At 70.2% G+C, this 18,518-nt stretch carries 15 protein-coding genes; 6 read left to right on the top strand and 9 right to left on the bottom strand.

Going from position 1 to position 18,518, the window contains the following annotated elements:
* Nucleotides 1-7 precede the first annotated feature (7 nt).
* Genes ACTMTF_RS13935 through ACTMTF_RS13920 form a run of 4 tightly spaced genes read right to left on the bottom strand, consistent with a single transcriptional unit; the run spans nucleotide 8 to nucleotide 5,483 of the window.
* Nucleotides 8-991 (bottom strand): ABC transporter ATP-binding protein, encoded by a 984-nt coding sequence (locus ACTMTF_RS13935; protein ID WP_441110964.1) that lies wholly within the window; start codon nucleotides 989-991, stop codon nucleotides 8-10.
* Complete coding sequence (locus ACTMTF_RS13930) at nucleotides 981-2,924, bottom strand: dipeptide/oligopeptide/nickel ABC transporter permease/ATP-binding protein (RefSeq protein ID WP_441110963.1); 1,944 nt, start codon at nucleotides 2,922-2,924, stop codon at nucleotides 981-983. Before ACTMTF_RS13930 ends, ACTMTF_RS13935 begins: the two co-directional genes overlap by 11 nt.
* Nucleotides 2,917-3,846, bottom strand: coding sequence for an ABC transporter permease (locus tag ACTMTF_RS13925; RefSeq protein WP_441110962.1), 930 nt, complete (start codon nucleotides 3,844-3,846; stop codon nucleotides 2,917-2,919). Before ACTMTF_RS13925 ends, ACTMTF_RS13930 begins: the two co-directional genes overlap by 8 nt.
* A 5-nt stretch (nucleotides 3,847-3,851) precedes the next feature.
* Nucleotides 3,852-5,483: an ABC transporter substrate-binding protein gene (locus tag ACTMTF_RS13920; RefSeq protein WP_441110961.1), complete on the bottom strand. Its 1,632-nt coding sequence runs from the start codon at nucleotides 5,481-5,483 to the stop codon at nucleotides 3,852-3,854.
* 135 nt (nucleotides 5,484-5,618) lie between these two features.
* Here ACTMTF_RS13920 and ACTMTF_RS13915 point away from each other — a divergent pair, with 135 nt between their 5' ends.
* Nucleotides 5,619-6,269 carry a TetR family transcriptional regulator gene (locus tag ACTMTF_RS13915; RefSeq protein WP_441110960.1) on the top strand — a complete coding sequence of 217 codons (651 nt, stop codon included), beginning with the start codon at nucleotides 5,619-5,621 and terminating at the stop codon, nucleotides 6,267-6,269.
* Nucleotides 6,270-6,298: 29 nt separating this feature from the next.
* Here the strand turns inward: ACTMTF_RS13915 and ACTMTF_RS13910 are convergent, their stop codons facing one another.
* From ACTMTF_RS13910 to ACTMTF_RS13900, 3 genes are all read right to left on the bottom strand, one after another.
* Nucleotides 6,299-8,164 carry a CASTOR/POLLUX-related putative ion channel gene (locus ACTMTF_RS13910; protein WP_441110959.1) on the bottom strand — a complete coding sequence of 622 codons (1,866 nt, stop codon included), beginning with the start codon at nucleotides 8,162-8,164 and terminating at the stop codon, nucleotides 6,299-6,301.
* A gap of 125 nt (nucleotides 8,165-8,289) precedes the next feature.
* A complete protein-coding gene (locus ACTMTF_RS13905; protein WP_441110958.1) occupies nucleotides 8,290-9,759 on the bottom strand; it encodes a long-chain-fatty-acid--CoA ligase in 1,470 nt (489 codons plus the stop codon).
* 39 nt (nucleotides 9,760-9,798) lie between these two features.
* Nucleotides 9,799-11,109, bottom strand: coding sequence for a PucR family transcriptional regulator (locus ACTMTF_RS13900; RefSeq protein WP_441110957.1), 1,311 nt, complete (start codon nucleotides 11,107-11,109; stop codon nucleotides 9,799-9,801).
* A gap of 209 nt (nucleotides 11,110-11,318) precedes the next feature.
* Between ACTMTF_RS13900 and ACTMTF_RS13895 the strand changes: the two genes are divergently transcribed.
* The 5 genes from ACTMTF_RS13895 to ACTMTF_RS13875 are packed head-to-tail and all read left to right on the top strand — an operon-like array spanning nucleotide 11,319 to nucleotide 16,030.
* Entirely contained in the window at nucleotides 11,319-12,077 is a 759-nt protein-coding gene (locus ACTMTF_RS13895; RefSeq protein ID WP_441110956.1) for an ABC transporter ATP-binding protein, read from the top strand.
* Complete coding sequence (locus ACTMTF_RS13890) at nucleotides 12,074-12,784, top strand: ABC transporter ATP-binding protein (protein ID WP_441110955.1); 711 nt, start codon at nucleotides 12,074-12,076, stop codon at nucleotides 12,782-12,784. The genes ACTMTF_RS13895 and ACTMTF_RS13890 overlap by 4 nt, the downstream gene beginning before the upstream one ends.
* Nucleotides 12,785-12,786: 2 nt before the next feature.
* Nucleotides 12,787-13,668: a branched-chain amino acid ABC transporter permease gene (locus ACTMTF_RS13885; protein ID WP_397010549.1), complete on the top strand. Its 882-nt coding sequence runs from the start codon at nucleotides 12,787-12,789 to the stop codon at nucleotides 13,666-13,668.
* A complete protein-coding gene (locus ACTMTF_RS13880) occupies nucleotides 13,665-14,744 on the top strand; it encodes a branched-chain amino acid ABC transporter permease (protein WP_441110954.1) in 1,080 nt (359 codons plus the stop codon). Before ACTMTF_RS13885 ends, ACTMTF_RS13880 begins: the two co-directional genes overlap by 4 nt.
* A 5-nt stretch (nucleotides 14,745-14,749) precedes the next feature.
* Nucleotides 14,750-16,030, top strand: a complete 1,281-nt coding sequence (locus ACTMTF_RS13875) for an ABC transporter substrate-binding protein (protein WP_397010545.1) — start codon at nucleotides 14,750-14,752, stop codon at nucleotides 16,028-16,030.
* A 39-nt stretch (nucleotides 16,031-16,069) separates the two neighbouring features.
* Here ACTMTF_RS13875 and ACTMTF_RS13870 read toward each other — a convergent pair whose 3' ends face one another.
* Together ACTMTF_RS13870 and ACTMTF_RS13865 are read right to left on the bottom strand one after the other, a co-directional pair.
* Nucleotides 16,070-16,639, bottom strand: coding sequence for a dihydrofolate reductase family protein (locus ACTMTF_RS13870; RefSeq protein ID WP_441110953.1), 570 nt, complete (start codon nucleotides 16,637-16,639; stop codon nucleotides 16,070-16,072).
* Between the two features lie 131 nt (nucleotides 16,640-16,770).
* Nucleotides 16,771-18,288 (bottom strand): M28 family metallopeptidase, encoded by a 1,518-nt coding sequence (locus ACTMTF_RS13865; RefSeq protein ID WP_441110952.1) that lies wholly within the window; start codon nucleotides 18,286-18,288, stop codon nucleotides 16,771-16,773.
* Nucleotides 18,289-18,518 lie beyond the last annotated feature (230 nt).

The raw sequence follows: 18,518 nt of genomic DNA, 5'->3' as shown, positions 1-18,518 counted from the left end.
TCCTCCTTCAGTCGGATATCTCGGGGAAGTGGCAGGCGACGAAGTGGGAGCCGCCGTTCAGCGGGCGGATCTGCGGCTCCTCCTGCGCGCACCTGGCCGCCGCCCGAGGGCAGCGGGTGCGGAAGCGGCAGCCCGTGGGCGGGCTGACGGGGGAGGGCGGTTCGCCGTCGATGAGCTGGTCCGCCGGAGGCAGGCCGAGTCCGCTGCCGGGGATGGAGGCGAGCAGCGCCCTGGTGTAGGGGTGGGCGGGACGCGCGATCAGTTCCTCGCTGGGTGCCAGCTCGCACGTCTTGCCCAGGTACATCACCAGGATCCGATCGCTGACGTTCTTGACCACGGCCAGGTCGTGGGCGATGAACACCAGCGTGAGCCGATAACGCTCCTTGAGATCCTCCAGCAGGCCGAGGATCTGCGCCTGCACCGAGACGTCCAGCGCCGACACCGGCTCGTCGCAGATCACCACCTCGGGCTCCAGGATGAGGGCACGGGCGATGGAGACGCGCTGGCACTGCCCGCCCGAATACTCGTGCGGTCGCCGGACCGCCGCGGTCGCCGGGTCCAGGCCCACGGCCTCCAGCACCTCGTCCACGTCGCCGGCGCCCGCACCCCACACCCGCGGCCCCTCCGCGACGATGTCGCGGACGCGGCGGCGCGGGTTCAGCGACGAGATCGGATCCTGGAAGATCATCTGGAGCCGCCGCCGGGTCCGCCGCAGTGCCTCGCCGCGCAGCCCGGTCAGCTCGACGCCGTCCAGCCGTACCGACCCCGAGCGCGGCGGCGGGAGCTGGATGAGCGCCCGCGCGGTGCTCGACTTGCCGCAACCGGACTCGCCGACGATGCCCAGGGTCTCGCCCCTGGCCAGGTCGAAGCTCACCCCGGAGACCGCCCTGACAGTACGGCCCCGCCCGGCGGGGAACTCCACGACCAGGTCCTCCACCTGGAGCAGCACCTCGTCGCGGGGACGCAGGTGCGCGGTTCCGCTACCGGCCATGAGTGTCGGCTCCTTCGGCTCCGGCGGCTTCAGTGATGGTGATGGCTGTTTCCGTGACGGCCGAGCCGGTGACGGCTGCTTCGGTGACGGCCGAGCCGGTCGGGTACCAGCAGGCGTAGCGGTGGTCGGGGGTCTCGGCCAGCAGCGGTGGCGCCTCGGTGGCGCACCTGTCCCGGGCGTGGGCGCAGCGCGGGTGGAACGGGCAGCCGTCGAGGGTGGCGGCCAGGTCCGGCGGCCGGCCGGGGATGACGCGCAGCCGGTGGTGCGCGGGGTCGGTCAGGCGGGGCGCCGCCTGGAGCAGAGCCTCGGTGTACGGCATGCGGGTCCGTTCGAAGATCTGGTCCGCGGGCCCCTGCTCGACGACCTTGCCCGCGTACATCACGATGACATCGTCGGCCCACTCCCGCACCACCGCGAGGTCGTGGCTGACCAGCACGACGGCCATGTCGCGCTCCTCGCGCAGCCGGTGGATCAGCCGCAGCACCTGGTCCTGGATGGTGACGTCGAGCGCGGTCGTGGGCTCGTCGGCGAACAGCACGTCGGGCCCGCAGGACAGGGCCATGGCGATGGTGACGCGCTGGCGCATGCCGCCGGACAGCTGGTGCGGGTAGCGGTCGAGCAGGCGATCGGGGTCCGGGATGCCGACGGAGGCGAGCAGCCGGGCGGCCTCCTCGCGGGCCGCGCGCCGGCTCATGCCGAGGTGCACCCGCAGCGGCTCGGCCACCTGCGTGCCGATGGTGCGGACCGGGTTGAGCGCCGTCATCGGGTCCTGGAAGACGGTGCCCAGCCTGCGGCCGAGCACCTGGCGCAGCTCCTCGGGGGTGCGCGCGGTGAGGTCGTCGCCCTCCAGGAGGACGCGGCCACCCCGGGCGACGTCCGTGCCGGGCAGCAGGCCGAGGATGGAGCGGATCAGCATGGACTTGCCGGAGCCGGACTCGCCCACGATGGCCAGCGTGCGGCCGCGCCGCAGGGTGAAGGACACGCCGTCGACGGCCTTGACGGCGCCGCGTGGGGTGACGAAGTGCGTGCGCAGGTCGTCGACCTGCAGCAGGGCGTCGGCGACGGGCTGCGCGGGAGCACCGACCGGCAGCACCGCCGCCGCCTGCCGCACCGGCTCCAGCCCACTCTGCCGTACGTCGCTGAGCGCCCTGAGCCGGTCACCCACCAGGTTGAACGACAGGACAGTCAGGAACATGACCACCGAGGGTGCGAGCACGACGTGCGGCGCGTTCTCCAGCAGGGTGCGGCCCTCGTTGATGAGTCCGCCCCAGGTGGGGGTGGGCGCCTGGACCGACAGGCCGAGGAAGGCGAGGCTGCCCTCGGCGACCACGACCACGGCCATCCCGATGAAGGCGTACGACGCGGCCGGCACCGCGACGTTGGGCATGATCTCCCGCCAGAGGATCCGGCGGTCACGAACCCCCAGCACCCGCGCGGCCAGCACGAACTCGCGCTCGGCGAAGGTTAGGGTGGCCCCGCGGATCAGCCGTACCCACGCGGGCACGCCCAGCACGCCGAGCACGATGAGCACGTTGCGCAGGCTCGCCCCGGCGAAGGCCACCACGGCCAGCGCGAAGACCAGGGCGGGGAAGGCCAGCGCCACGTCGTTGACGGCCATGATGACGGCGTCGGCGGCTCGCTTGCGGTATCCGGCCAGGACGCCGAGCGGGGCGCCGACGGCCAGGCCGAGGACGACCGCGCCGATGCCCACGCCGAGGGAGACGCGGGCGCCGTACACGACCCTGCTGAGCACGTCGCGGCCGAGGCCGTCGGTGCCGAAGGGGTGCGCGAGGCTGGGGCCCGACTGCGGCGGGCCGGCCAGCGTCTCGTCGTAGCGGGGGAGCGGCAGCACGTCGGCCAGGACGGCGGCGGCCAGGACCAGCCCGATCCAGGCCGTCGCGATCCAGAACCCGGGACCGAAGCGCCTACGCACGCCGGATCCTCGGGTCCACCGCGGCGTAGACCACGTCCACCGCGAAGTTGACCAGCACATAACCGACCGAGATCAGCACCACGCCTCCCTGCACCGTCAGGTAGTCCCGGGAAAAGATGGAGTCGACGATGAGCCGCCCGATGCCGGGCAGGCCGAAGAGCGTCTCGATGATCACGGTGCCGCCGATGAGCGCGCCGAGATTGAGCCCGACGGCGGTGACCAGCGAGATCGCCGACGGGCGTAACGCGTGCCGCCACAGGATGCGGCGCGGCGACAGGCCGCGGGCCCTGGCCAGGGTGATGTAGTCCTCCTGCAGGGTCGCGATCAGGTCCGTGCGCAGCAGCCGCGCGTACACCGCGAGTTGCCCGCAGCCGAGCGTGACGGCGGGCAGCAGCACCGAGGTGATGTTCCATCCCAGATCCACCGAGATCGGCGTCCAGCCGGTGGCGGGCAGCACCTGCCAGGTGACGGCGAACAGTAGGATCAGCAGCACGCCGAGCACGAACACGGGGGTGGACAGCAGCGCGAAGCTCACCGCGGTGAGCACCTGGTCCAGCGCGCGGCCCGCATGGCGGGCGGCGGCCACGGCCACCGGGACGGCCAGGCCCAGCGCGACGATCTGCGCCGCGACCAGCAGCTCCAGCGTTACCGGCAGCCGTTCCAGGAGTTCGTCGGCGACCGGTACCCGGCTGATGTAGGAGGTGCCGAAGTCGCCGGTGACCAGGCCGCCGAGCCAGGAGGCGTAGCGCACCAGCAGGGGCTGGTCGAGGCCGAGTTCCCGGCTGACCTGCGCGCGTGCCTCCTCGGTCGCCGACAGGCCCAGGATCTGGGTCAGCGGATCGCCCGGCAGCAGCGCCAGCAGCGCGTAGGACAGGAACGTCACCACGAGCAGCACGATGACCAGCCGGCCGAGCCGGCGCACGAGGATCACCGTGGGCTGACCCAGAGGTGGGCGAACGGGTGGTAGGGGATGGGGGAGCCGGTCAGCGGCAGGCCCTTCTCCCCGTCGGGGAGCGTCCGCTCCTCGATGCCGTGCACGTTCGCCCTGGCGATGACGGCTCCGGTGCTGAGATGGTCGATGAACACGTACGGCACCTGCTCACGCAGCCGCTCCTGGACGGTGGCGTAGGCCTGCTTGCGGGCGCCCTCGTCGGGGTTGGTCCTGCCGATGTCGAAGGCCTTGCTGAGCCGCTCGTCCTTGAGGCGGGTGAAGTTGAGCGAGATCTCGCCGACCGGCTTGGCGTAGGCCTGGTGCATCCAGATGTACTCCTCGTCGGGGTCGGAGGAGGAGAACGCCGTCCACACCGTGGCGCCGTAGTTGCCGGTGACGGCGCGGTTGATCAGGTCGGCCTGGTCGGCCTGCTTGATCGACACCTCGATGCCGGCCTTGCGCCACATGTCCTGGGCCAGCTCGACGCCCTGCATGGTGTTGGGGTCCGGGGTGGAGATCACCTCGAACCTGACCGGTCCCTTCTCCGCCTCCACCTCCTTGACCAGTGCGGTGGCCTTGGCCAGGTCGTAGGCGGGGTAGTCGCCCGCGTCGGAGTACCACGCGGAGTCCTTGGACCAGGGGCCGTCGGCCTCCTCGGTCAGTCCGCCGCGCAGGGTCGAGATGACGGCCTGGCGATCGGTGGCGTGGGCCAGCGCTCGGCGCACCCGTACGTCGTCCAGCGGCGCGGTGGCGGTGTTGAGCATGAAGGCGTACTCGGCGATGGCCATGCCCTGGGCGCGGTGCACGCTGTAGGCGTCCTTGAGCGCGCCGTACTTGGTGATGTCCTCGTCGCGCGAGGTGCCCATGGCGTCGATGCCGCCGGCTTCGAGCGTCTGGGCGCGGGTCTGGCTGTCGGGCAGGATCCTGAACTCCACTTCGTCCAGGTACGGCAGGCCCTTGCGCCAGTAGCCGGGGTTCTTGGTCACGACCATCCGGCTGTCGGGAACGTACTCCTTGAAGATGAACGGCCCGGTGCCCACGGGCTTGAGGCTCGCCGTCTTGGGGTCACGCAGCGAGCTCGGCGGCACGATCATGCCGATCTGGGCGTCCAGGTAACTGGGGAAGGCCACCCAGGGCTGCTTGAGCTTGACCGTGACGGTCATGGGGTCGGTGAGTTCGATGGACTCGACGGGCAGGAGCACCGCGTTGTTGAGCGGTGAGGCCTTCTGCGCCTCCAGGTTGGCCTTGACGACGGCCCCGGTCAGGGCGATCCCGTCATGGAAGGTGATGCCTTCCCTGATCTTGATCGCCCACTCGTCATAGGTCTTGCTGGGGGTGAGCGACTCCGCCAGATACGGCTTCCAGTCGCCGTCGGCGTCGGTGCTCACCAGGGGTTCGATGATCGTGCCGACCATGCTGTAGCTCTGGGCCGCGAACTGGTCGGTGACCGGGTTCAGCCCGTTGGCGTCGGCGCTCAGTCCGTAGACCAGCCGTCCGCCCGGTGTCGGTGACGATGGGCTGGCAGGCGCGTCGCTCTCCTGAACGGCGGCGGGCCGTTGCCCGCTGCACGCGACAAGCAGCACTGTGGCCAGCGAAAGTGCCGCCACCCTCTTCCAGCAGCGTTCCATCCGTGCCTCCCGGTCAGCCCCCGGCGCAATTTCACCGATAGTACTATCGGTGAAAAATCGCACAAGAGCCCAATGGCGATCGTTATCGGGGACTTGGCCTGGCTAGAGTTATCGGTGAACGAGAGAAGGTGGCCTGTGACCAACACACCGCTCACCAGGAGCGAGGGCAAGGACCTCACCCGGCGCAGGCTGATCAGGGCCGCGCTGGAGATCCTCGACGCGGAGGGCGAGACACGCCTGACCACGGTCAACGTCGCCAAGGCCGCGGGCATCGCGCAGTCCAGCTTCTACGTCCACTTCAAGGACAAGCAGGACCTGCTGCGCGCCCTCGGCGACGAGGGGGGCGAGCGGCTGCGCAGGGCCATGCGCGAGGCGCGGCGGCAGGCGAGGGAGTCGCCCAGCGACACCGAACGGCACCGCGACACCTTCCGCATCCCGCTGGAGGCCATCTCCCGCCACCCCGAGCTGCTGCGCGCCATGCAACGGGCCCGGCACGATCCCGCCTCCCCGCTGCGTGAGTTCGCCCTGGAGACGGCGAGGGTCTACCGCGACCACCACGCGGCCGACCTGGCGGCTCTCGGCTACACGGCCGACAACGACCGTGACCGCCGCCGCCTGGAGATGATCGCCGAAGGGATCAACGCGGCCACCAACGCCCTGGCCATGGGGCACCTGGAGGGCCGCTACCCGGACATCGAGGAGGCCGTGGACGTCCTGGTCGCCCTGTCCAGGGGAGCTCTGCGCCTCCTCAAGTCCGCACAGACCGCCCCGGACCAACAGGCCTGACCGCCTTCCGCTCCGGAGTGACGCCGGGCTCAGTATTCGGCGAGGACGATCACCGAGTCCCGCTCTCCCAGGACGATCGGGTCCGTCTTGTTGGGGTTCAGGACGATGCCGTAGTGCGGCGGATCGTTGCGCGCGGTGGCGTCGCGATAGCCGATGGCCGTCTCGCCCTGGCGCCGCGCCGACTCTACGACCGTGGAGAACGACACCGGCGTGCCGGTCTTCACGTAGCCGGCGGCGGGGCGTGGGTAGATCTCCGAGCCGCGCGAGTCGAAGAGGTAGCCGAACACGTCCGCCAGGTGCTGGTTCTCGGCGAGCTGGGCCAGCAGCAGGCCGATGACGGTGTCGCTGATCACGATGTCGTCGGCCTCGGTGACCTCGGCCAGGGCGCGGTTGTTCTCGTCGTGCATCTCGCTGACGATCGAGTAGTGCTCGCCCAGCACGCGCTGCATGTCGCGTAACTGCAGCAGCGTCATGAGCGTGCGCGTGTCGGCGTGATGAGTCTCGAAGCGGTCGTCGGACAGCACGATGACGTGCTGGAAGAGGCCGACGCCGAGCGACTCCAGGGCGAACCTGTCGGTGGTGTCGCAGTCCTTGACGTTCACGACGAGGTTGCGCAGCCCGGCGAGGTCCGCCCCGGCCTTGGGGTGGTCGGTGGAGATCTCCAGGATCGAGCCGGGGGCGACATAGCCGTCGAGGTAGCGGACGATCTGCTCGGCCCGGCCGTTCCAGTTGAGCAACAGCGTGCGCTCCGGCTCGGTGGACGTCTTCCCGGCCACGACGATGGCGGGCTCGTCCAGGGACGGCTCGCCGGCCGCCAGGCGGACGTGCGAGTCGTCGTGCGCGATGACGATGACCTGGTCGTCGGCGTTGATGACGGTGTCCATGGCCGGGTTGAGCACGACGCCGGACGGCCGGCGCAGGCCGATCACGGAGGCGGTCTGGTACGCGTGCAGCGCATCCCCGTACGTGACTCCCACGAGTTTCTTCGGGGTGCGCAGGTAGATCTCGCCGCCGTCGAAGTTCAGTAGGTCCATGCAGACGACGGACATGCCCGACTGGCGGGAGGACTGCACGATGAGCCGCGAGGCGGTGTCGTCGGAGTCGACCAGGTGCACGTCCGGGCCGCCGGCCAGGCGGGCGGCGGCGGCGTTGCGGCTGGAGGTGAGGGCGGCCACCACGGGCGGGTGGACGCCGTCGCGTTTGGCCAGCGCGAGCAGGGTCTTGATGACGTGCGCGTCCGGGTCCTCGCCCTCGGGCGAGAGCACGACGACGGAGTGGGCCGCCGCCAGGTTCAGCAGCGCGAGGTCGTGCGGCTCGGTGGGCCGTCCGGTGCGGCAGACCAGCCGGGTCCTGCCGAGGTCGCCGACGTGCTCGCGGATGTCCTCCTCCATGGCCAGCTTGTCACGTTCGGCCAGGACCGCGATGACCGAGCCCTTCTGGCTGGCCTTCGCCTTGACCAGCTCGGCCACGATCGTGAACACCTGGTCGGACCAGCCGAGCACCACCGTGTGCCCGGACTCCACGATCCGCGACCGTCCCCTACGCAGGCGGTCCACCTTGTGCTTCAGGCCGTTCGCCAGCAGGCCGACGAGCATGCTCACGATGAAGAGCCCGCCCAGCGAGCCGGCGAACATCACGATCATGTACGCCACCGAACCCTTGTCGCTGGCCACCTTGCCCGGGGTGAGCGCGTGCATGAGCGCGATCCAGAGCACTTCCCCCGCGTGGGTCACGCCCTCGGGCTCGCCGGGCGCCAGCCACAGCGTGAGCGCCGTTACCACGACGATCAAACCCAGCGACGCCATCGCCAGCCAGCCGATCAGCGACGCGGTGCCCCTGGACATCGTGTTGTCGAACCAGTAACGCACCCGCTCGCCGAACGTGACCTTCGACACTTCCTCGATACCTCCGCGTAAGGAGTGATCTGACCCGACAGCACAACGCCTCGGGTGATCTTATGTCCGTCCGGCGACAGTTTTTCCCCATCGTTCAGCCGACGGACCACGGAGAATCCTGGAACTCAGGGAACGGTGATGGCACGCTTGAGGATTTTGCCGGTCGGGGTGACCGGCAGTTCGTCGGTGAAGGAGATGTGCCGGGGATACTTGTAGGCGGCCACCCGCTCCTTGACGAAGGCGCGCAGCTCGTCGGCCTCGACCGCCCCCCGCAGCGACACCACGGCGGCGATCTCCTCCCCGAGCTCTGGGTGGGGGACCCCGATGACCGCCGCCTGCCGCACGGCGGGATGCTCGTACAGCACCTCCTCCACCTCGCGCGGATAGACCGTGTACCCACCCCGGATGATCACGTCGCGGCGGCGGTCGACCAGGAAGAAGAAGCCGTCGCCGTCCACCCTGCCGAGGTCGCCGGTGTGGAACCAGCCGTCACGGATGGCCTCGGCGGTCGCGGCCGGGTTGTTCCAGTAGCCCTTCATCACGTTCGGTCCCCGGATGACGATCTCGCCGATCTCGCCGCACGGCACCTCGCTCCCGGCGTCGTCCACCACCCGCATCTCGATGCCCCTGACCGGCCAGCCGATCGAGCCCGCCCGGCGGCCGTGGCCGCTGCGGTTGGTGGCGGCCAGCGCCGAGGTCTCGCTCAGGCCGTACCCCTCCACGATCGGGCAGCCGAAGCGCACCTCGAAGGCCCGCAGCACGTCCAGCGGCAGCGGCGCGCCGCCGGAGACGCACACGCGCAGCAGCGACAGATCCGAGGCGCCCGGATGGTCCAGCAGCGAGATGTACATGGTCGGCACGCCCTGGAAGACCGTGACCCCGTCGCGCCGCATGACCTCCAGCGCCCGGCAGGCGTCGAAGCGGCGCATCAGGGTGAGCCGCGCGCCCGCGTGCACGGTGGCGTTGAGCGAGCAGGTCTGCCCGAAGGAGTGGTAGAGCGGCAGCGCGCCGAGGACCACGTCGTCCACGCCGAGCGCGTGCATGCGGGCCACGGTCGCGGCGTTGCCGCCGAGGTTGCCGTGGGTCAGCTCGATGCCCTTGGCCCGGCCGGTCGTGCCGGCGGTGTAGTGGATGACCGCAGTGTCGCCGTCGGCCCTGGGGGTGATCCCGTCCTCGGCGGGCAGACCGCGCAGCAGCCGGCGGAACTCGTCGGGGACCACGAAGAAGCAGTCGGTACGGGTGCCGGCCGTCCCCGCCTCGGCGACCTCCGCGAAGGCGTGCCAGGCGATCAGCAGCCTGGCCCCGCAATCCCCGACGTACGAGGCGATCTCGCGCTTCCTCAGCAGCGGATCGATCGGCACCACCACGGCCCCGATCCGCAGCACCCCGTAGTAGACGGCGGCGAACTCGGGGACGTTCGGCAGCATGACCGCCACCCGGTCGCCGATGCCGATGCCACGCCGGATCAGGAGCGTCGCCACTCGTGCCGCCATCAGCTCCAGCGCGTTGTAGGTGAGCACCGATTCGTCCAGCGTGATGACCGCCCGTTCGCCGAGTCGCTCGGCGGAGGAGTGGAGCCGGTCGGCGAGGTTCATGGCAATGACCGTACGTCCGGCATCCCCGGTCCTCATTGGTCACGGTGGCCAGTCTTTTCCGCTGCTCATTGTGCCGGGAGGCAGGGAGTCCTGCAGCGCGATGGCCACGAGCAGCTCGACGAGGTCGTTGATCCGGCGCAGGCTGCGCCCGGTGCGCTCCTGGATGCGGCGCAGCCGGTACTGGGCCGTGTTGGGATGGATCTGCAGCCGCTCGGCGGCGGTGCGCAGGTTCAGGTCGGCGGCGGCGAAGGCGCGGATGGTGGCGGTGAGCACGCCGCCGCGCGCCCGGTCCTCGTCCAGCAGCGCGGTGATCCGGGGATCGACCAGGTGGCGGGCGGTGTCGTCGGCGCGCAGCGCCAGATACTGGAAAGGCGTGATCCTGGGCAGCGCGGCCACGCCGCCGTCCTCCGGCAGGAAGTCCAGCACCGCGCGGGCCTCCTGGTAGGCCTGCGGGATCAGGGCGAGATCCGCGCTGACCGTGCTGATGCCCATGGCCAGCACGATCCCCTCGGCCAGCAGGGTCTCGCGCAGCGCCTGCAGCCGGTCGCACAGCTCGCCGGGGTCGCCGCCCTGGCCGAGGACGGGAACGGCGACGATCTCCGACTGCCGCACCACCGACAGCGTCCGCGCGCCGTGACCGCCGGTCCTGGCGATCGCCGCGCAGGCCGCGTGCCGGGCGTCGGCTCCCCGGTCGGGCCCCCTGGGCACCGCGCCGCGCAGCCCGAGCACGACCGCGACGACCACGAGCACCGAGCTGCGTGAGTCCGGCGCGAGCCCGTGCGCCTGTGCGGCGGCGAGCTGCGGCCCGCGCGTCGGCAGCGCTCCGGCCAGCAACGTCTCCAGCAGGTCCCGGCTCTCCCGCACGGCCTCGGCGGCCGCGTACTGCTGGAATTCCATGTACGCGTTCGCGGCGTGCGTGCTGGCGAAGTCGCAGTAGCGCATCAGCGGCGCGGCCAGCGAGAGCGCGGCCTCGTGCCCGGCGGACGAGTGGCCGGCCCGGATGAGCACCGACTCCCAGAAGACCTGCTGGCCGACACGGAAGGCGTTGATGTAGTCGGCCAGGGCCAGCCCGGCGCGGGCCCGGCGCATGGCCGCCCGGCGGGTGAAGGCGATGTCGTCCAGCGTCACCGTCCGCTCTTCGAGCAGCACGGCGAGCTTGCTGCGGTAGTGGCGGGCCACCTGGTCGCGCACGTCGGTCAGGAACGCCTCCTCCTGGGCGGCGTAGGCGGGGATCTCGGCTCGCATCGTGGCCACCGCCGTGGCCGCCAGGGCGTCGAGGTCCGCGAGCAACTCGGAGAGGATCCGCGCGCGTTCAGCACGCACCGGCTCCGCACCAGTGAACGTTTCCATGCTGAAACCACGGGACATGTCCGGGATGATCCCCGCCGGTAGCGGACAGGTCAACGGCTTGTAACCGGTCCGAGACAGATGCTGTGCTCGGCGGACAACCTTCGTGTCACATGTTGGGTGACCGTACCCAATGCGGCCGGTGACGGCCGGATCCTACGCTGACCCCAACTTCAGAACATTCTTCCGCTCGCAGCGCCCCAGGAGGCCGGATGCTGGAAGTACACGATCTCACCGTCCGTTTCGGAGGCATCACCGCGCTCGACGGCGTCGGGTTCTCCGTGGCGCGCGGCGAGATGGTGGGGCTCATCGGACCGAACGGCGCCGGCAAGACCACCCTGTTCAACTGCCTGACCCGGCGCTACACCGCCGACGAGGGAACCGTCCGGTACGAGGGCGAGAACCTGCTGGCCGTCGCGCCTCACGCCATCGCGGCGCTCGGCATCGCCAGGACCTTCCAGAACCTCGGCCTGTTCCCGCGCATCTCCGTACGTGACAACGTGCTGGTCGGCGCGCACCACCGCGGCCGGTCCGGGTTCCTCACCGCGGCGCTGCGCCTGCCGGGCGTCGGCCGGGAGGAGCGGAAGCTGCGCGCCGAGGCGGACGCCATGCTCGCCCGCCTGTCGCTGACCGAGGTCGCCGGCCACCCGGCCGCCGGGCTGCCGTTCGGCACGCTCAAACGGGTGGAGCTGGCCAGGGCGCTGATCGGGCGGCCCCGGCTGCTGCTGCTCGACGAGCCGGTCAACGGGCTCAACTCCGCCGAGGTGGCGGAGTTCGCCGGGACGCTGCGCGCCCTGCGCGACGAGCTCGACCTGACCGTGGTCGTGGTCGAGCACCACATGGGCTTCGTCATGAGCACCTGCGAGCGGATCGTCTGCCTGGACTTCGGCAAGAAGATCGCCGAAGGGCCCCCCGCCGAGGTCCAGCGCGATCCCGGCGTCATCGAGGCCTACCTGGGGACGGCGGTATGAACGAGCTGGTGGTGTCGGACCTGCACGCCGGATACGGGGGCGCGCAGGTCCTGCACGGGGTGAGCTTCACGGTCGGCGAGGGCGAGATCGGCGCCATCCTCGGCCCGAACGGGGCGGGCAAGACGACCCTGCTGCGCGCGTTGTCCGGCATGGTGAAGGGGCGCGGCAGCGTCCGGCTCGACGGCGTCGAGCTGCTCGGCAGCTCGCCGGACACGCTGGCCAGGCAGGGCGTGGCGCACGTCCCCGAGGGGCGGGGCACGTTCATGCCGTTGACCGTCGAGGAGAACCTGCGCCTAGGGGCGTATGTACGGCGCGCCGGCGTGGAGGCCGACCTGGACCGGATCTACGGCTACTTCCCCGCCCTGAAACCCCGGCTCAAGCAGGCGGCGGGCAGCCTCAGCGGCGGCGAGCAGCAGATGCTCGCCCTCGGCCGGGCGCTCATGCTGCGGCCCCGGCTGCTCCTGCTCGACGAGCCGTCGCTCGGCCTGGCCCCGCTGGTCACCCGGGAGCTGTTCCGCATCGTGCGGGCCATCAACGAACAGGAGCGCACCACCGTGGTCGTCGTCGAGCAGAACGCTCATCTCGCCCTCGGCATCGCCCAGCAGGCGCATGTCCTGGAAACCGGCAGGATCGTGCTGTCGGGCACCGCGGCGCAGATCAGGGCGGACGAGCAGGTCGCCCAGTCCTATCTCGGATACCGGGTTTAGGCATGGCCGGATTCCTGCAGCAGATCGTCGTCGGGCTCGGCGCGGGCGCGATCTACGCCAGCCTCGCCCTGGCCCTCGTGCTGATCTACCAGTTCACCGGGATCGTCAACTTCGCCCAGGGCGAGCTGGCCATGTTCTCCGCCTACGTCGCCTGGCAGTTCACGGCCGTCGGGGTGCCGTTCTGGCTGGCGCTGGTGCTGGCGCTGGCGGTGTCGTTCGCCGGCGGGATGCTCATCGAACGCGTGATCATCCGTCCGGTGGAGGGCGCCCCCGAGCTGACCGTGGTGATCGTCACCGTGGGGCTGTTCATCTTCGTCAACGCCGCGGCGGGGTGGATCTGGTCGTTCCTCATCAAGGACTTCCCCAACCCGTTCCCGAGCGGCGCGATCGAGGCGGGCGGGCTGACCATCGGCTTCTCCACGCTCGGCGTGTTCGTGGTCGTGGGGGTGGTGATGGGGCTGCTGTACCTGCTCTTCCAGCACACCAAGATCGGCCTCGGGATGCGGGCGGTGTCGGCCAACCCCGACTCGGCCCGGCTCGTCGGCATCAGGGTCGGCTGGACGCTGGCGCTCGGCTGGGGGCTGGCCGCCACGGTCGGCGCGGTCTCCGGGGTGCTGGTGGCCCCGCTGCTGTTCCTGGAGCCGAACATGATGGGCGGCGTCCTGATCTACGCCTTCGCCGCGGCCACGCTCGGCGGCTTCGACAGCCCGATCGGGGCGGTGGCGGGCGGCCTGATCGTCGGCGTCGCGGAGACCCTGGCCGGGGCGTACGTGAGCGCCATCGGGCCCGACCTCAAGGTGGGGGTGCCGTTGATCATCATCCTCGGCGTCCTGCTGCTGCGGCCCCAGGGCCTGTTCGGGCGAGCGGTGGTGGAGCGGGCATGAACGAATCGACAGCGAGCGACGCGGCGGCGGGCGGTTCGCCGGCGGATGGCCCGGCGGCGGGCGGGAGCGTCGTGACGCGGGCTCGGGCGTGGGCGGGGGCTCGGGCGGGGGCTCGGGCGAGCGCGGCGCGCTGGCGCTGGGCGGTCGCGGGGCTGCTGCTGGCGGCGGCGCTGTACGCGCCCTTCCAGCTCGTCCCGTTCCACGTCTTCCAGCTCACCATGGTGCTGGTCTACGCGGTGGCACTGCTCGGGCTGAACGTGCTGGTCGGGCACGCCGGGCAGATCTCCCTCGGGCACGGCGCGTTCTTCGCCGTCGGGGCCTACGCCGCCGCCATCCTGCTGGCCAGGTGGGACGTGCCCCACCTGGTGACACTGCCGATCGCGGCCGGGGTGGCGTTCCTGCTCGGGCTGGCGCTCGGCCTGCCCGCGATGCGGTTGCGCGGGCTCTATCTGGCCCTCGTCACCCTGGCCATCGCGATCTTCCTGGTGCCGCTGCTCAAGCGGTTCGAGGAGGTGACCGGCGGGTCCATGGGGCTGACGCTCCCCAAGCCGGCGCCACCGGCCTGGACCGGCCTGGCCGAGGACCAGTGGCTGTACTTCCTGGCCCTGGCCGTGGCCCTGATCGCGTTCGGCCTGGCGGCCGGGCTGCTGCGGTCGCGGGTGGGGCGCGCCCTGCACGCCATCCGCGACAACGAGGCCGCGGCCGAGGTCATGGGCGTGCGGCTGTCGTACTACAAGACGCTCGCCTTCGCCTGGAGCGCGATGTTCGCCGGGGCGGCGGGCTGCGTCTACACCTGGGTGATCGGGTTCGTCTCACCGGACTCGTTCGTGGTCACCCTCTCGATCACCCTGCTGGCCGGCATCGTGGTCGGCGGTCTCGGGTCGCAGTCCGGCCCACTGTTCGGCGCGCTGTTCGTGATGTTCGTGCCGAGCATCTCCCAGGACATCAACAAGGCCGCGCCCGGCGTCATCTTCGGCCTGCTGATCATCGCGGTGATGTACGTCGCTCCGACCGGTCTTGCCGGGCTGGCAGGGCGCGCGGCTGGTTCGCTCAAGAAGACCCTCCGGAAGGGGTAAAAGGGATGCGTTTATCTGCGATCGGCCGTACGGCCGTGACGGCGACCCTGCTGATCGCCGCGGCGGCCTGCGGGGGGCGGGAGAGCGGCGGCGGCACACAGTCCACGGCGGCCGCGGGCGAGTGCCAGGGGCAGCAGACCACCGGCATCACGGACACGAGCATCAAGCTCGGCGGCATCTATCCGCTGTCGGGGCCCGCGTCCGCGTACGGCGACATACCCAAGGGCATCAAGGCCTACTTCGACTACGTCAACGCCGAGCAGAACGGCATCGACGGGCGCAAGGTCGAGTTCGTCGTCCGTGACGACGGCTACCAGCCGCCCAAGGCGGTCGAGGAGGCGCGCAGGCTGGTCGAGCAGGAGCAGGTGTTCGCGCTCTTCCAGACGCTGGGCACGCCGTCGACCACGGCGACCTGGGACTACGCCAACCAGCGGAAGGTGCCGCAGATCTTCGTCGCCACCGGCGCCTCCAAGTGGGGCCTGGACGCGGCGCACCCGTGGACCATCGGCTGGCAGCCCAACTACATCTCCGAGGCCCGCGTCTACGCGCAGTACCTCAAGACGGAGAAGCCCACGGCCAAGGTCGCCGTCCTCTACCAGAACGACGACTTCGGCAAGGACCTCCTCGGCGGCTTCAAGAACGCCATCGCGGGCACCGAGATCACCATCGCCGCCGAGCAGAGCTACGAGGTCTCCGACCCCAGCGTGGACCCGCAGATGCGCAACCTGGCCGGGTCGAAGGCCGATGTGTTCCTCAACATCACCACGCCGAAGTTCGGCTCGCAGGCGCTGGCCGCCGACGCCAAGAACACGAAGTGGAACCCGCTGCACATCGTCAACAACGTCGCCGCCTCCGTCACCGTGCTCAAGCCGGTCGGGTTCGAGAACGTGCAGGGTGTCGTCTCCTCCTCCTACTACAAGGACCCGCTCGACCCCGCCTGGGAGAACGACGCGGAGATGAAGCTCTACAAGCAGAAGATGCAGCAGTACGCGCCCGGCGCCGACCCCGACATCCCCTATCACACCTTCGGCTGGGCGGTGGCGAGCAGCTTCCACAAGGCGATGGCCGCGGCCAAGTGCCCGACCCGCGAGGGGCTGCGCGACTCGGTGCGTGACCTGAAGGGCGTCAAGGTGGACATGCTGCTGCCGGGCGTGCTGCTGGACACCGCGCAGGGTGACGGCTTCCCGATCGAGTCGATGCAGCTGATGGAGTTCAAGGGCGAGCGGTGGGAGGTCTTCGGCGAGGTGATCGACACCCGCAAGGAGTTCGGCCCGCTCACCGGCTGACCGGGCGCGTCAGCCCCCCACGAGCCCGCTACGAGCCCGCTATGAGCCCGCCGCGGGCTCGTAGCGGGTGAGCACGGCCTGGGAGTCGAGGCGGTGGGTGTCGGTGAGGCGCAGGGCGAGGCGGTCCTGCGGGTGCGGGAACAGCTGCCTGCCGCCGCCGAGCACGACCGGGTGCACCACGATGTGCCACTCGTCCACCAGGCCGAGCCGGGTGAGCGAGGACATCAGCTTCGAGCCGCCGGTGAGCAGGATGTCCTTGCCCGGCCGCTCCTTGAGCGCGGTGATCTCTTCGGCCACGTTCTCGCGGATCAGCTGGGCGTCCCACTCGACCTTCTCCAGGGTGCTGGACACGACGACCTTCGGGGTCGCCCGCCAGATGGGCGCGAACTTGAGGTCGTGCGGGTCCTGGGAGATCGACTCGGCGTCCGGCCAGTAGGCGGACATCACCTCCCAGACCGTGCGGCCGTAGAGGAAGGTGTCGGTCCTGTCGACGAGCGTGTGGGAGTAGGCCGACAGCTCGGGGCCCATGCTCGCCCAGTCGAACTCGCCCTGCGGGCCCTCGATGTAGCCGTCGACCGAGGCGTGGACGTAGTGAATGATCTTACGCATGGCGTGCTCCTGATGGGTGTTCCGTTGCCTTTCGCGAGTGGGTCGGAGCCGCCGGCGCGTTCTCTACACGTACGCGGAAGATTTTCGGGAAAGCGGTGAGCGGTCCCCGTGGGGACCGCTCACCAGGGCTGTCAGCTGCGGGCGCCGGCCGGGGCGCCCTTGCGGGCGGGGGCGGCGTCGGCCCGGTCGGGGATGGCCCGGAGGTTGAAGGCGTACCTGGCCGTGGAGTCGGCGATGGCGTCGGAGTTCACGTCCAGCGCGGTCGCGTTCACGTTCGTGATCGTGTCGCACGCCTGGTGGTAGCAGGCGTCGTAGGCCGCGCCCGCCGTGCCGCCGAACAGCGCGGCCTCCTCCGCCGTCTTGACACCCTCGGCGCCGGTGAAGATGCCGCCCGACGGGATGCCGATGGCGATGAACGGCCCGTAGTCGGAGCGGCCGTCGAAGTCGGTGCCGATGGTCGGCAGGTCACGCTTGCCGAAGAACGCCGCCAGCTGCTGCTCGATCTGCGCCGATCCGGGCGGGCCGGCGGCTGCGCCGGTGGCGTCGGAGTCGTCGCCGTCGTAGAGCATGTAGGCGTAGTTGGGCGAGGCGACCATGTCGAAGTTCAGATAGAGCCTGATGCGGTCGCGCTCGGCCTGGCTGAGCTTCTCCACATACTGGTCGGAGCCCAGCAGGCCGATCTCCTCGGCGGCCCAGAAGGCGAAGCGGACCTTGTTCTTCACCGGGAAGTGCTTCAGCTGCAGGGCGGTCTCCAGGATGGCGGCGCTGCCCGAGGCGTTGTCGTTGATGCCGGGACCGGCGGGGACGCTGTCGAGGTGCGCGCCGACCATGACGACGTTGCGCGGGTCACCGGAGCGGGTCTCGGCGATCACGTTGTCGTCGGTGCCGAGCACCAGGGCCGAGTCGACCTTGAGCCGGACGGACGTGCCCGGCGTGGCGGCGAGCTCGTTGCCGACGAAGAAGTCGGCGTAGACCATCGGGATCGCGGCCCGCCATTCGCCGATGTCCAGCGGGTTGGCCTCGGTCCGGTCCGGCTGGCCCTCGTTGAAGACGATGATCCCGCCGGCGCCGGCGATCCCGGCGTTGCGCACCTTGTTGGCGAAGGGACAGGTGCCGCGCTGGATGAGCGCGATGTTGCCCGCCTGGAAGCCCTCGAAGTCGGACTGCTCGCAGCCGCTGGTGGAGGAGGAGACGGGAGTGGGAGGCAGGGTCAGGTCGACGCCCTGGACCGGCGCGGTCACGTCGCCCGCCGGGGAGGGCTGGAAGGTGTAGAAGTCCTGGTTCGGGACGTACGTCTTGGCGCCCGCGGTCAGGGTGGGCGGGGTGTTCTCGCTCCAGCTCTCCACGAAGTTGATCGGCTGGAGGGTTACTTTGTACCCGGCTTTGCGCAGCTTGCCGGCCACGTAGTCACGGGAGGCCTCGTAGCCGGGCGTGCCGGCCGCGCGGTTGCCCCCGTTGGCCGTGGCGATGGCCTGGAAGGCCTCCAGGTGCTTGCTGACATTCGTGCCCTTGACCTTCTTCACGAGCAGTTTGGCGGCTGCTTCGTCGACGATTCCGGCGTTGGCCGGAGGCGTGAAAGCGAAGGGGAGGGCGAGCGCCGTGACCAGTGCGACGGTACGTATGGCGCTTTTTCCGAAACGAAGGTTCATTTCGCACTTCCCGTGGGACAGCTTGAAGCGGTCATGCGCCTGGATGCGCGGTGCCACCTCGACGGATGGCTTGAAAAGGACCTACACGGCATTTATTCCCCCGAATGCGTGCCTAAGGGAAGCTAATACCGACAGGTACCCGTGAAAAGACCCACTCAGCCCATGGTGTGTGCCAGATTTGGGACAATCTCGCAGTTGACCTTTCATGATATTCGCGATAAATGTTTATA

Origin of the sequence: Nonomuraea sp. ZG12 (assembly GCF_052068115.1) — a bacterium.
Lineage (GTDB): Bacteria > Actinomycetota > Actinomycetes > Streptosporangiales > Streptosporangiaceae > Nonomuraea.
The sequence above is the reverse complement of the archived record's forward strand: the minus strand, read 5'-3'. Positions and strand labels throughout refer to the sequence as shown.